This is a genomic window from Paenirhodobacter hankyongi (genome assembly GCF_003664585.1).
GTDB classification, from domain to species: domain Bacteria; phylum Pseudomonadota; class Alphaproteobacteria; order Rhodobacterales; family Rhodobacteraceae; genus Rhodobacter; species Rhodobacter hankyongi.
Genome location: NZ_RCHI01000016.1, coordinates 45221 through 58397, shown reverse-complemented (window position 1 = coordinate 58397; position 13177 = coordinate 45221). Strand labels below are relative to the sequence as shown.

At 69.4% G+C, this 13177-nt stretch carries 10 protein-coding genes; 2 read left to right on the top strand and 8 right to left on the bottom strand.

Translation table 11 applies throughout. From position 1 onward, the window contains the following. Positions 1-5 precede the first annotated feature (5 nt). The 5 genes from DYS74_RS14835 to DYS74_RS14815 all read right to left on the bottom strand — a co-directional run bounded on the left by DYS74_RS14835 (position 6) and on the right by DYS74_RS14815 (position 5968). Positions 6-2138 carry a hydantoinase/oxoprolinase family protein gene (locus DYS74_RS14835; protein WP_121534468.1) on the bottom strand — a complete coding sequence of 711 codons (2133 nt, stop codon included), beginning with the start codon at positions 2136-2138 and terminating at the stop codon, positions 6-8. A 27-nt stretch (positions 2139-2165) separates the two neighbouring features. Further along, the gene (locus tag DYS74_RS14830) at positions 2166-2981 is read right to left on the bottom strand and encodes a hypothetical protein (RefSeq protein WP_121534467.1); all 816 of its coding nucleotides are present in this window, start codon (positions 2979-2981) and stop codon (positions 2166-2168) included. Further along, on the bottom strand, positions 2978-3313 hold the full coding sequence (locus DYS74_RS14825) for an acetone carboxylase subunit gamma (protein WP_121534466.1): 336 nt from the start codon (positions 3311-3313) through the stop codon (positions 2978-2980). Before DYS74_RS14825 ends, DYS74_RS14830 begins: the two co-directional genes overlap by 4 nt. A gap of 4 nt (positions 3314-3317) precedes the next feature. Then, the gene (locus DYS74_RS14820; protein ID WP_121534465.1) at positions 3318-5285 is read right to left on the bottom strand and encodes a hydantoinase/oxoprolinase family protein; all 1968 of its coding nucleotides are present in this window, start codon (positions 5283-5285) and stop codon (positions 3318-3320) included. 74 nt (positions 5286-5359) lie between these two features. Then, a complete protein-coding gene (locus tag DYS74_RS14815) occupies positions 5360-5968 on the bottom strand; it encodes a TetR/AcrR family transcriptional regulator (RefSeq protein ID WP_121534464.1) in 609 nt (202 codons plus the stop codon). Positions 5969-6316: 348 nt separating this feature from the next. On the opposite strand from DYS74_RS14815, the gene DYS74_RS14810 reads away from it, so the two are divergent. Continuing rightward, positions 6317-7921: a flavin-containing monooxygenase gene (locus DYS74_RS14810; RefSeq protein WP_121534463.1), complete on the top strand. Its 1605-nt coding sequence runs from the start codon at positions 6317-6319 to the stop codon at positions 7919-7921. 46 nt (positions 7922-7967) lie between these two features. Here the strand turns inward: DYS74_RS14810 and DYS74_RS14805 are convergent, their stop codons facing one another. From DYS74_RS14805 to DYS74_RS14795, 3 genes are all read right to left on the bottom strand, one after another. Continuing rightward, positions 7968-8852 carry a helix-turn-helix domain-containing protein gene (locus DYS74_RS14805; RefSeq protein WP_121534462.1) on the bottom strand — a complete coding sequence of 295 codons (885 nt, stop codon included), beginning with the start codon at positions 8850-8852 and terminating at the stop codon, positions 7968-7970. 73 nt (positions 8853-8925) lie between these two features. Continuing rightward, entirely contained in the window at positions 8926-10119 is a 1194-nt protein-coding gene (locus tag DYS74_RS14800; RefSeq protein WP_121534461.1) for a serine hydrolase domain-containing protein, read from the bottom strand. 109 nt (positions 10120-10228) lie between these two features. After that, positions 10229-11230, bottom strand: coding sequence for an AraC family transcriptional regulator (locus tag DYS74_RS14795; protein WP_121534460.1), 1002 nt, complete (start codon positions 11228-11230; stop codon positions 10229-10231). Between the two features lie 334 nt (positions 11231-11564). Between DYS74_RS14795 and DYS74_RS14790 the strand changes: the two genes are divergently transcribed. Then, positions 11565-13157, top strand: a complete 1593-nt coding sequence (locus tag DYS74_RS14790) for a GMC family oxidoreductase (RefSeq protein ID WP_121534459.1) — start codon at positions 11565-11567, stop codon at positions 13155-13157. Positions 13158-13177 lie beyond the last annotated feature (20 nt).

The following is a 13177-nucleotide window of genomic DNA, read 5'->3' as shown; positions in this document are numbered from 1 at the left end:
CCGTTTCAGCCCTGCGCGGTAATGATGCCGTTGCGCAGGCGGTTCATGCGGTAGATCCAGCCCGGTTCGATCACATAGGTCGTGTCGGGCGCCTCGATGATCGCGGGACCGGGGATCTCGGCGCCGGGGCGCAGCGCGGTCCAGTCGTGGACCGGGGTGTCGACCATGCCCTCGGCCGCGTCGAAGCAGGCCGGGCGGATCGCGCCGGGCTCGGGGTGATGCGGGGTCTCGTCGCTGCCGTTCAGCCGGCGCGGCTCCTGCCGGATGGCGGCGGTGACGAAGATCGCCTCGATCGCGATCCCGCCCGAGGGGAAGGCCGCCTCGGGCGAATAGACCGTGGCATATTGCGCCTCGAACCGGTCGCACAGGGCACGGAAGTCATCGGCACCGGCAAAGCTCAGCGTCGGCGAGGTCACCCGCGTCAGGTGGTATTGCGAGCCATAGCGCATGTCGAATTCAAGCGTGAAGGCGATGCGGTCGGCGTCGAACCCCTCGAGCTTGAGATCGCGGGTGGCGCGGTCGGTCAGATCGGCGATCACCGCGTTCAGCGCTTCGGGATCGGCCAGATAGGTCTGGGTCCTGAAGTCGAACAGCCGCAGGCTGCGCGACTGCTCCCAGACCTGGCGGATCTCCATCGACGAGGCGCCGAAGGCCCCCGAGACCGAGGACATCGCCGGCACGATGATCGTGGTGGCGCCGACATGGCGCGCGAAGCCGCAGGCATGGCCCGCCCCTGCGCCGCCGCAGGCATAGACCGCGAACCTGCGCGGGTTATGGCCCTTGAGCGCGACCTCGTTGAACATCTCCTGCCCCATGCGGGCGTCGATCAGGCGGCGGATGCGCCAGGCGGCCTCGAGCACCGAGATCCCCAGCGGCTCGGCGATGCGGCTGCGGATCGCCTCGTGCGCGGCATCGGGATCAAGCAGCATGGCGCCGCCGAGGTAGTTGTCCGGGTTGACATAGCCGAGCACCAGATCGGCATCGGTCACGGTCGGTTCCTGCCCGCCCTGGTCGTAGCACGCCGGGCCCGGCACCGAGCCCGCCGACTGCGGCCCGACCTCGAGCTGGCCGCCCATGGCCTGGTTGATCCAGGCGATCGAACCGCCGCCCGCGCCGATCGAGCGCACCTCGATCGCCGGGATATTGGTGCGCCAGCGGTCGATGACCGGAATGAAGTCCTGCGCCCGCAGCACCCCCCCGGCGAGCACGCCGATGTCGAAGGAGGTGCCCCCCATGTCGGCGAAGACGATGTCCTTCACGCCCTCCTGCGCGCCGATCAGCGCGGCGCCGTACATCCCCGCCACCGGCCCCGCGTTGTGGGTCAGCACCGCCCGGGTGCGCGAGACCTTCTTCGATCCGCCGGTGTTGTGCACGAGGATCAGCGGCCGGCGATAGTTCGCCCGGCGCAGGTTGTGGGTCAGATCGCCCAGTTCCTGCATCATCACGCCGTGGATGTAGGCGTTGACCAGCGCCGTCATCGTGCGGGTGTATTCGCCCGCCTTGGGCGAGACCTCGGAGGCCAGCGTGACCGGCATCGAGCCGAGGAATTCCTCGGGATATTCCTCCTCGATGATGCGGCGGATCTCGCGCTCATGCGCGGGGTTCATGAACGACCACAGCAGGCTGACCACGATCCCCTGCACGCCGCGGTCGACCAGCGTCTGCAGCTTCTCGCGCAGCTCGTCGGGGTCGAGGGCGCGGATCACCCGGCCGTTGCAATCGAGCCGCTCGGACAGGCCCATCACCATGTCGGGGGCGACCAGCGGCTCGGGCTTGCGGATCACCGCCATGTCGCGGATCTCGTGGAAGGCCATGCCGTCGGCCCAGCTGCGCGAGCGGCCGATGAAGATCGTGTCCTCGAAGCCCGCGGTGGTGATCAGCCCGAGGCGCGGCCCCTTGCGCTCGATCAGCGCGTTGGTGCCGATCGTGGTGGAATAGCGCAGCGCCTCGACCTGGCCGAGGAAGCTGTCCTGGGCCAGACCGGCGCGCTTGCCCAGCTCGCGCAGGCCGCGGATCAGTCCGACCGACAGGTCGTAATGGGTGGTGGGCGATTTGGCGGTGATCAGCGTGCCATCTTCGGCGATGGCGCACAGATCGGTAAAGGTGCCGCCGATGTCGATGCCAACATCGTAAGTCATGGGTTCCTCCCTGATCGAAGCGGCGCCTCAGGCGCGCTCCGTTATGGTTGCGATGGCCGCGCGGGCCAGCTGCGGTTCGGTGTCATGGGCAAGGCCCGCACAGCCGCTGACGATCAGCGGCAGGCCGGCTGCGGCCGCGGCGCCGCGGCCACGTTGCAGGGCGGCGCCGAAGCCTGGCGCGTCCGACCAGTCCGGCGCGATGGCCAGCGCCCGCTCGCCCGTCACCGGCCCGGCCTCCGGCGCGTCCGGAGCGGGGGCGAAGGACAGGTCCGGACGGGCCGGGCCGGTCATCTCGGGCAGGGCGGGCCACATGCCCTTCAGGATGTCGAAATGCTCGGCCAGGCGTTTCAGCGCGCCATAGAGGCGTGGCAGGCTGCGGTTTGCGGCCTCCTCGCCGCTTGCCGCAGGTTCGCGCAGCACGATGATGTCGGGACGCAGCCGCGACAGCGCCTCGAACTCCTCGATCAGCCCCGGCTTGATCTCGCGCAGCGCCGCGTCCAGATCGCCGCCAAGGGCCCGGGCGCGGGCGATCGGGCCGGGGATCTCGGCCAGCACCGCGAGTTTCAGCCGCCCCGCTGCGGCCGCGGCCCGGGTCACCGCATCGCGATGCGCGGCGGCCGACAGGGTGAGGCCGGCGGCGGGGGCCGCGCTGACCCAGACCGCATCCGCGCCGAGGAACCGCGCCGCCGCCACCGCGGCGCCGGCCAGCGCCTGCGGTTCGGCGAGATCGGCGAGCGGCCTTGCCTCGAGCCTTGCGCCGAAGGCGGCGGCCGAGGGCATCAGGATCGGGGCGGTCCAGTGCAGCCCGCCGCGCAGGGCCTCGATGGCGCCGAGGCCGCTCATGCCGCGCCCCCGTGCTTTGCCTTCAGCGCATCGATGTCGAGCTCGATGTCATGGGTCAGCGGATGGCCCGGCGGCAGGTATTCGTTTTCCAGCACCGTGGCGCAGGACGGGCAGTAGAACTCCACCAGCCGGCAGAAGTCCGGGTCGGGGGTGAAGCTGTAGGCCGCGCCCTGGACCAGCGGCGGATGCGCCTCGGCCAGCGGCACCTCGGCGACGAGGCAGCCGGTCTTGTAATTCGCCCGCGCCGGGGCAAGGCGGTGGCCGCAGGCGACGCAGCACCATTCCTCGGTGGCAAGGTCGATGGCCAGGTTTTCCGTGATGCGAAGGGTCATGTCCTCAGCCTTTCGTCAGCAGCAGGTTGGCGAAACGGTCGATGCGGGCCTGCCAGCCGGGCGCGACCCAGATCGTGGTCTTGTCGCTTTCGAGCAGGGCCGGGCCGGTCAGGGCATGGCCGGGGCAGAGCCGCTCGAGGTCGAAGACCGGCACATCGGCGGCCGGGCCCGGGCCGCAGATCACCGCGCGCCGGCCGGTCTGCGCCGCATCGGCGGCAGGCGCGCCGAGGGTGCGCTCGGCAAAGCTGAAATGCGGCACCGGGGCCGAGGCGAAAAGGCCGACGGTGGCGAATTGCGCCGCATCGGGAACGCGCGCCGCGATCGCCTCGTGCAGGGCGGCAAGGGTCGCCGGGGCGAGCGGGTCGGCCACCTCGACCGAGACCTGCGCCTCGGACCCGTCCTTGCGGCGCAGGATCGCGTTCAGGTGCCACGACAGGCTGTCGGGGTCGAAGCCCTCGCCGCGCATGTCGCGCAGCGCGGTCGCCTGCATGCCGGCGACGAGCCCCGCCACCTTCTCGCGCAGCCCGGGCGTGCCGCCCTCGGCCTCGACCGCGCACATGTAGCCGTGCCCGACATCCATCAGCGAGGAGGAAAAGGCCGAGAACACCGCCGAGAAGGGGGTGATCGCGATCCGGCTCAGCCCCGCCATCTCGGCCACGCGGCAGGCGTGGAGCGGACCGGCCCCGCCATAGACCGTGAGCAGCGGGTCGCTCTTGGCGGTGTGTCGCAGCGCCGCGATGGCCGCGCCCACGCTGCTGTCAACCTGGTTGACGACGCTCAGCGCCGCCTCCTCGAGGCTGATCCCGAGCGGCTCCGCCAGATGCTGGCGCACCGCCTCGCGGGCCTTGCCGGCGTCCAGCCGGCGCGCACCGCCGAGGAAGTTGTCGGGATCGATCCGGCCGAGGACCAGGTTGCAATCGGTCACCGTCGGCTCGCTGCCGCCCAGCCCGAAGCACGCCGGCCCCGGCATCGCCCCGGCCGAGCGCGGCCCGACGACAAGCACCCCGTCGACCACCGCGGCGATCGAGCCGCCGCCGGCGCCAAGCGCCTCGACCTCGTTCATCGGCACGTTGGTGCGATAGCCCTCGATGCCCGGGCGCAGCGCGACATTCAGCTGACCGTCGCTCACCAGCCCGATGTCGAAGGAGGTGCCCCCCATGTCGGCCGAGATCACGTCGCTTTCGCCATAGAGCCGGCCGATCGCGCGGGCGCCGACCAGCCCCGCGGCGGGGCCCGAGTTGTAGGTGCTGATGGCGCGGGTCTTGGCCACGCGGGCGACCGCGCCGTCATTGTGGCCGATCAGGAACGGGCCGCGATAGCGCCGCGCCCGCAGCTCCTGCTCGGCCTTGTAGAGCAGCCGCGCCAGACGGCTGTGCGAATAGGCCGAGACGACGGCGCTGTTGATCCGCTCGCCATAGCCGCTGCGCACAGTGATGTCCGACGACAGGAAGACCGGGATCGAACCGAGGAAATCGCGCGGATACTCCGCCTTGATGACCTGCCGCACCGCCCGTTCGCGGGTCGGGTCGGTCTCGCTGCCGTCGAGCGCCACGACCAGGCATTGCGCGCCCGCGTCGATCAGCGCCTGCGCGCGGTCGAGCACCTGCGAGGGGCTGAGCCCGGCGCCGATCTCGATCGCCATGTCGGGGCTGACGATGCCGGGCTTGCCTTCGGCTTCGAGCGGCGCCAGCGCCCGCCCGCCCTCCGACAGGATCAGCCCGATCTTCGCGCCGTTGCGCTCGATCAGCGCATTGGTGCCGACGGTCGAGGCGAAGCGCACCACGTCGGTCTGTTCGAGGAATGCCTCGACGCTCAGACCGACCGCCCCGGCGCCGGCCGTGATGCAGGCCAGGAAGCACTCGGTCAGGTCGTGCGGGGTGGTGGGGGTCTTGACCGCGCGTGCCACGCCCGGCCCGGAAACGAAACCGTCGGTGAAGGTGCCGCCGGTGTCGATGTCGATTGTAAAAGCCATGTCTCCTCCCTTCGGCGCGGCAGGGCCGCTCCGTTCTTTTATCGTCCGTGATGACGGGTCCGGTTCAGCCGACCTCAGTCGCGGCAGACGGCGCGGCTGATGAAGTTGGTGATTTCCTGATGCAGCGTGTCGGCGGGCAGCGGGCCGTCGGCGCGGTACCAGCGCAGGTGCCAGTTGACGACGCCGAGGATGTTGAAGACCGCGACGCGGATGTGGCCTTCGTGCAGCGCGCCCTCGGCCGAGAGCGCCTCGAGGACAGCGGTGTAGATCTCGAGGATCTCGCGCTGGATCTCGAGCGTCTCGCGCGAGCTGTCCTCGCCGAGCTGCCCCTGTTCGGTCAGCAGCATCAGAAGCTCGCGCTGATGCTCCACTCCGGCGCGCAGATGTTCGCGGATCAGCGCGTCAAGCTGGGCGCGCGGGGTGTCGGCCTGGGCGATGGCGGCCCGCAACCGGCCCGGCAGGCTGCGCACCGAGCGGTTCATGATCTCGCGCCACAGGCCTTCCTTGTTGCTGAAGTAGTAATAGATGTTCGACAGGCTGACGCCATGTTCGCGCGCGATGTCGCGAATGGAGGTCCCGCTGAACCCCTTCTCGGAAAACATCTCGACTGCGGTTTCAAGCAGGCTTTCACGCATGTCCGCCTGATCGACCACAGTGCCGCGACTGTTGCCGGGTGTTGCCATCAGAATGTTCCTCCCTCCGTCCGAATCATGGTTCGAACGTTCGTTCTATAAGCAGGCCTGCGCGGCTTTCTGTCAAGAACGGCGAGCGGGGAGGGGCTGAAAATCCGCTTTTCCGCGGGCCGACGGCGACTGCGTTCCGCGCCGGGTCGATCATGCCGGTCGTCCCGGCCCCGGGACCGGGCGCGCTGCGCGTGCGGATGGCCGCACCGCGCCCTCCCGTTTCGTTCAAAGATCGCCGCGAAACCTTCAAGACCCGCGCCACGGCCCTCGCCTAGCCTTGTCACAGCCCGACCGTTGGGAGGCGGCCGGGCCGATGCAGGACCACATGCAGATCAAGGGAGGATCGACGTGACACAGAAAATCGACGCGCTCATCATCGGGGCCGGGGTCGCGGGGCTGTACCAGCTTTACCAGCTGCGCCAGGAAGGCATGAGCGTGCACGGCGTCGAGGCCGGCACCAATGTCGGCGGCACCTGGTACTGGAACCGCTACCCGGGCGCGAAATTCGACTCCGAGAGCTATATCTACCAGTATCTCTTCGACGAGGATCTCTACAAGGACTGGACCTGGAGCGAGCGCTTCCCGGCCCAGCCCGAGATCGAGCGCTGGATGAACTACATCGCCGACCGGCTCGACCTGCGCAAGGACTACACCTTCGGTGCGCGGGTGACGAAGGCCGAGTTCGACGCCGCGACCGGGCGCTGGCGCGTCGAGACCGACACCGGCGAAAGCTGGGACACGCAATTCCTGATCGGCTGCACCGGCATGCTCTCGGCGCCACTCGAGAACCGCTTTCCGGGGCAGGAGAGCTTCAACGGCACGATCCTGCACACCGCGCGCTATCCGAAGGGCGGGCTCGACCTTGCCGGCAAGCGGGTCGGCGTGATCGGCATCGGCGCGACCGGGATCCAGGTGATCCAGACGATCGCGAACGAGGTCGGCGATCTCAAGGTCTTCGTGCGCACGCCGCAATACGTGCTGCCGATGAAGAACCCGAAATACGGTCCGGACGAGGAACACTGGTACAAGGGCCGCTTCGGCGAGCTGAAGCAGAACCTGCCGCACAGCTTCACCGGCTTCGAATACGACTTCCAGCACAAATGGGCCGATCTGAGCCCCGAGGAGCGCCGCGCGGTGCTCGAGGAGATCCATGCCGACGGCTCGCTGAGGCTGTGGCTGGCCTCCTTCGCCGAGATCTTCTTCGACGAGGCGGTGAGTGCCGAGGTTTCGGATTTCGTGCGCGAGAAGATGACGGCGCGGCTGAAGGACCCGAAGCTCATCGACATCCTGGTGCCGAAGCCCGGCGACTATGGCTTCGGCACGCATCGTGTGCCGCTCGAGATGAACTATCTCGAGGTCTATCTGCGCGACAATGTCGAGGCGGTGAGCGTGCGCGACAACCCGATCGCCGAGATCGTGCCCGAGGGGGTGAAGCTTGCCGACGGCACGGTCTATCCGCTCGATGTCATCATCATGGCGGTGGGCTTCGACGCGGGCTCGGGGGCGCTGTCGCGCATCGACATCACCGGCCGCGACGGGATGAAGCTTGCCGAGGAATGGGGCCGCGAGATCCGCACCACGCTCGGCATGCAGAAGCACGGCTTCCCGAACCTGTTCATGACCGGCGCACCGCTCGCCCCCTCGGCCGCGCTGTGCAACATGACCACCTGCCTGCAGCAGCAGACGGAATGGATCACCGACTGCATCCGCTCGCTGCGCGGTTCGAACAAGACGGTGATCGAACCCACCGCCGAGGGCGAGGAGGCCTGGGTGCGGCACCATGACGAGGTGGCGAACGCGACGCTGATCGCACGGACGAACTCGTGGTACACGGGCTCGAACGTGCCGGGCAAGCCGCGCCGGGTGCTGTCCTATACCGGCGGCGTCGGCACCTATCGGCAGAAATGCCGGGAGGCGGCCGAGGCGGGCTATCAGGGCTTCGCGATGAGCTGACCCGGACGGGCGGGGCGGAATGTGGCACCGTCCCGGCTGGCCCCGGTCACTCCGCCCGTCGCCGGAAGGCGGCGGGCGTTTCGCCGGTGGTGGCCGCGAACACCCGCGTCAGATGCGCCTGATCGGAAAAGCCGCATTCCGCCGCCACCGCCTTGATCGGCAGCGCCGAGCGGGCCAGCATCTCGCGCGCGCGCTCGATCCGCCGCGCCATCACCCAGGCATAGGGCGGCCGGCCGAAGCTCTTGCGGAATTGCCGCGCGAAGAGGCAGGGCGGCAGGCCCAGCACCGCCGCCATCCCCTTCAGGTCCAGCGCCTCGGCCAGATGCGTCTCGACGTAATCGGCAATCACCCGCTGCTGCCGCGGCCCGAGCGCGCCGGGCACCACCGTGTCGCGCGACTGCACCGAGGCATAGCGGCGCAGCAGATGCACGACGAGCGCGCGGGCAAGCGATTCCACGTAAAGCGCGCCGCCCATGCCGCGCTCGCGCGCCTCGGCCGCGATCGCCGCCATCGCATGGGTGACCACCGGGTCCTCGGTGCGCAGCACATCGGCCAGCGCCACCTCGTTCACGCAGCAATCCATCACCTCGCTTGCCACCTCGGCAACGAATTTCCCGTCGAGATAGAGATGGGTGACGTCGATCGGCGCGTGCCAGCTCCAGTTCGCGCGCTGCGCCCGGGTCAGCAGCGAGGCCGCCCCGGGGCCGAGCGTGTCATTCGTCCAGCGCCCGTCGAAGCGGCGCCGCATCGGCGTGGTGCCGGCGCTGTAGCCCACCAGCAGGAAGTCGCGCATCGCCGGCACGATGACCTCCTGTCCCTCGTAGTGATAGGCGCGCAGCTGCACATGCCGCCAGCCGAGCGTGTCGCTTGCCAGCAGCAGCCGCCCCGGCACCCAGTCCGGCAGCTCCTCGAAAGGGATCAGCCCGTTCATGCCCTCCTCCCAAACGGCGAACGGGCGGGGAGCGGTGTCCGCACCCCGCGATCTTGCGGCGCCCCTTCAGGCCTCAGGCGGCGCGGGCGGCGGCCATCGCGCGATAGACCGCGCTTTCGAAATCGAGGTAGCCGGTGAAGGAGACGGGGTCGCCGAAGGGCAGGATCTGCGTCGCCCAATAGCCGCCGACGCCGGTCTTGCGGTCGATCCAGTAGAAGCTGTTGGCCAGCCCCGCCCAGCCGATCGACCCCGCGGGCCGGCCCGTCGGCGCCTCTTCCTCGTTGGTCATGAAGGTGTAGGACCAGCCCTTCTTCAGCCCCGGGAAGAATTCGGCGTCATTCGACAGCTCGGGGATCACGCCGGGCAGCATCCCCACCTTCTGATGCGCCTGCAGCCCGTTCTGCACCGCCCAGCCGACGGTCTCGGGGCGCAGCACGCGGCCGTTCGGGCCGTCGCCGTCGTTCAGCCACATCCGGATGAACTTCATGTATTCCGGGATCGTGGCATACAGCCCGTGCCCGCCCATCTCGACCTCGGGGTCGTCGGGCAGGAAGAACTCGTCCATCGGCGTCAGCGCGCCATCGGCGCCGCGGGCATGGATGATCGCGGTGCGGGTCTTCATCGCCGGGGTGCGGGTGAAGGCGATCTCCTCCATGCCGAGCCGGTCGAAGATGCGCTCGCGCATCACCGCGCCAAGGCTCTTGCCGCGGATCCCCTCGACCACCTGGCCCGCCCAGTCGATGTTGGTGCCGTATTCCCACCGCGTGCCCGGATCGAACAGCAGCGGCGTCTCGATGCAGCCGCGCGAGGCGGTGACCACCGAGGGCTGACCGTGCTCCTCGGCGAGCCGCCGATAGGTCGCGTTGAAGAAGTCATAGCCGAAACCGCCGGTGTGCAGCAGCAGCTGGCGCGTGGTGACGTCGGTCTTCGGCGCGCGCAGCCGCGGCGTGCCGTCGGCGTCGAAGCCCTCGATCACCTGCAGCCGGCCAAGCGCCGGGGCATAGGTCTTTGCCGGCGCGTCCAGGTCGAGAAGCCCGTCCTCGACGCATTGCAGCGCCGCGGTGCCGGTGATCGCCTTGGTCGTCGAGAAGATGGCGAAGACCGTCTCCTCGTCCATCGGCGTGCCACCGAGCCGGCGCTCCCCCGCCGCCCCGGAATAGAGGGTCCCGTCGCGGTCGGTGACCATCGCCACCACGCCCGGCACCCGCGCCGCACCCGCGGTGACGCCGTGCAGCACCGCATCGCAGGCCGTCTTCAGATCCTTCATGTCGTCCTCCCTGAGCTTTCGCTCCCCTCAGCCTGCCATGACGCCGGGGCGCGGTCTGTCCGGTTTGCGCAGGCGCTGTCCGGTTTCGGAAGGCAAATGCGGCGCCCGGTCAAAGCCGCCGGCGCGCCCGCGTCTGCGATGGCAACTCGCCGAAGCGGCGGCGATACTGCCCGGCCAGCGCGCCGAAATTGACGAAGCCCCAGCCGCTCGCGATCTCGCCGATCGAGCGCTCGGGCGGCGCCGAGGTCAGCTCGGCATGCAGTCCTTCCAGCCGGCGCGCGGCCAGAAACGCGTGCGGCGAGATCCCGCGAAAGCGGCGGAACCCTTCCGAAAGCGTGCGCGCCGAGACCCCGAGCCGCGCCGCCACGGTGCCGATCGTCGGCGGGTCGCGGGCCTCGGCGGTCAGCATCTCCTCGGCGCGGCGCACGTAGAAGGGGGCGGCGGCGCGGGCGCCGTCCTCGAGGCGCAGGCCGGTTTGGCCTGCCCATTCGCGCAGCAGCTCGAGGCAGAGCATCTCCTCGAGGTGGCGCCCGATCACCTCGGTGCCGGGCAGCGTGCCGCCGAGCCTGCGCGCGGCGTAATCGAGCAGCCGCAGCCAGGCCGAGTCCCGTCCGCCGATCTTCACCCGGCGCGTCCAGAGCGCGTCGTCGGGCACGAAGCCGAACCAGCGCGCGGCGGTCTCCTCCATCAGCCGGTGCGGCAGCGTCAGGTTCAGCTGCATGTGGTCGTCATCGCCATCGAGCCAGTAGTCGGTGCGCGCGCAATCGACGACGAAGCTTTCGCCCGCGCCGGTGGTGGCGGGCGTGGCCCCGGTCTGGTGACGCAGCGCGCCGCGCAGGGTGGTCAGCACGAGGATGTTGCCTGCCTCGGGGTCGAACCGGTCGAGGTGGATGCCGGTGCCATAGGAAAACCGGGTCAGCAGCACGCGTCCGGCGGGCGCCGAGATCATCGTCGCATCGGGCAACGCAAGGCGGTCGAGCGGCCGCACCCGATAGGGCATGTAGGCCGTCTTGCAGAACGCCTGCACCTCCTCCCAGTCGGTCGAGCGCGTCCGCCGGTCATGGCGGATCGCTGCGCCGGACGCATCGACCAGCAAGGCCTCCTCCAACATGACGCCCTCCCCGCGCTCTGCTGTGAGGGACATGCTAGCACGGCCAGGGCGGGCCGTGGGCAAACTCCGCGGGCCGGGCTCTGCGACCTTGGTCGTAGGGCACGCGGGTTCGCGCGGCGCCCGTTCGCGCGCCGCCTTGCCCATTCCGGCGCCGCCCCGCGCCGCCGCCCGCCGCGGACGAAAACCCCGCCGGATGGTGTCTCAAGCAAAATCAGTGACTTACGGGGCATGGTGACAAGCTTCGGTTTCTCCTAAGCCAAGCCTAGGAAAATGCTTCTGCAGCCTCAGCCGATCGCCGGTCATGGTCGCCGGGACGCAAGCAGGAGGCCGGGACATGACCGCAACCGAGTTCGATTACATCATCGTGGGCGCAGGATCGGCGGGCTGCGTGCTGGCGAACCGGCTCTCGGCCGGGGGCCGTGCGACGGTCTGCGTGATCGAAGGGGGCGGCACGGAAAGCGCGCCGAACGTCACCGTGCCGGCGGGGATCCTGTCGCTCTACGGCAATCCGAAATACGATTATGCATTTGTCGGCACGCCGCAGCCCGAGCTGAACAACCGCCGCATCCCGGTGAACCGCGGCAAGGCGCTTGGCGGCTCCTCCACCATCAACTCGATGGTGTTCATCCGCGGCGCCTGTTCCGATTACGACGAATGGCGCGATCTTGGCTGCGCGGGCTGGGGCTGGGACGACGTGATGCCGGTGTTCAAGTCGCTCGAGGCGAACCAGATCGGGCAGTCGCCCGAGTGGCACGGCACGGGGGGCGAGCTTTTCGTCAGCGCCGCGCGCGATCCGAACGTGCTCGACCGGATGTTCATCGCCGCGGGCCGCGCGGTGGGCTTGCGCGAGAACACCGATTTCAACGCCGGCACGCAGGAGGGGCTGGGCGTCTACAACGTCACGCAGAAGAACGGCACGCGCTGGTCCTCCTATCGCGCCTTCCTGAAACCGGTGCGGGAGCGCAAGAACCTCACCGTTCTGACAGGCACCGAGACGCATCGCGTGGTGCTGGATGGCACCCGCGCGACCGGGGTCGAGGTCAGCGACGCCAGCGGGCGGCGGGTGCTCACCGCACGCCGCGAGGTGATCCTCAGCGCGGGCGCGATCGGCTCGCCCGCGATCCTGATGCGCTCGGGCATCGGGCCGGCGGCGATGCTGAAGGCGGCGGGCGTCGCCGTCGCCCATGACCTGCCGGGGGTGGGGCAGAACCTGCGCGACCATATCGACGGCATGATCACCGTGCGCTCGCGCTCGACGAAGACGCTCGGCCTCTCGCTCGCCAACCTGCCGGCGATGATCGCGGCGCCCTTCAGATATCTCTTTGCGCGCAAGGGGATGCTGAGCACGAATTACGTCGAGGCAGGCGGGTTCGCGCGCACGAAATTCGCCGGAGCCGAGCCCGACATCCAGTTCCACTTCGTGCCCGGCTACCGCAGCCACCGCGGGCGGCTCGTCGAATATGGTCACGGCTATGCGGTCCATACCTGCGTGCTGCGGCCGAAATCGGTGGGGGAAATTCGCCTTGCCAAGGATGGCGGCGCCGAGATCGACCATCGCTTCTTCACCGATCCGCAGGATGCGAAGACGCTGGTCGAGGGGATCAAGATCGCCCGTGCGATCTTTGCCGACAGCGCCTTTGACGAGGTCCGCGGCCCCGAGATGCTGCCCGGCCCGAAGGTGCAAAGCGACGCCGAGATCCTGGCCTATCTGCGGGCCGAGGCGCTCACCGTCTATCACCCCGTCGGCACCTGCAAGATGGGCCGCGATGCCCTCGCCGTCACCGATCCGGCGACGCTGAAGGTGCGCGGGATCGAGGGGCTGCGTGTGGCCGATGCCTCGGTCATGCCGACGCTGATTGGCGGCAACACCAACGTGCCCTCGATGATGATCGGCGAGCGCTGCGCGCGGATGGTGCTCTCTGCTTAGGCTGATCCTAAGCCGTGGTG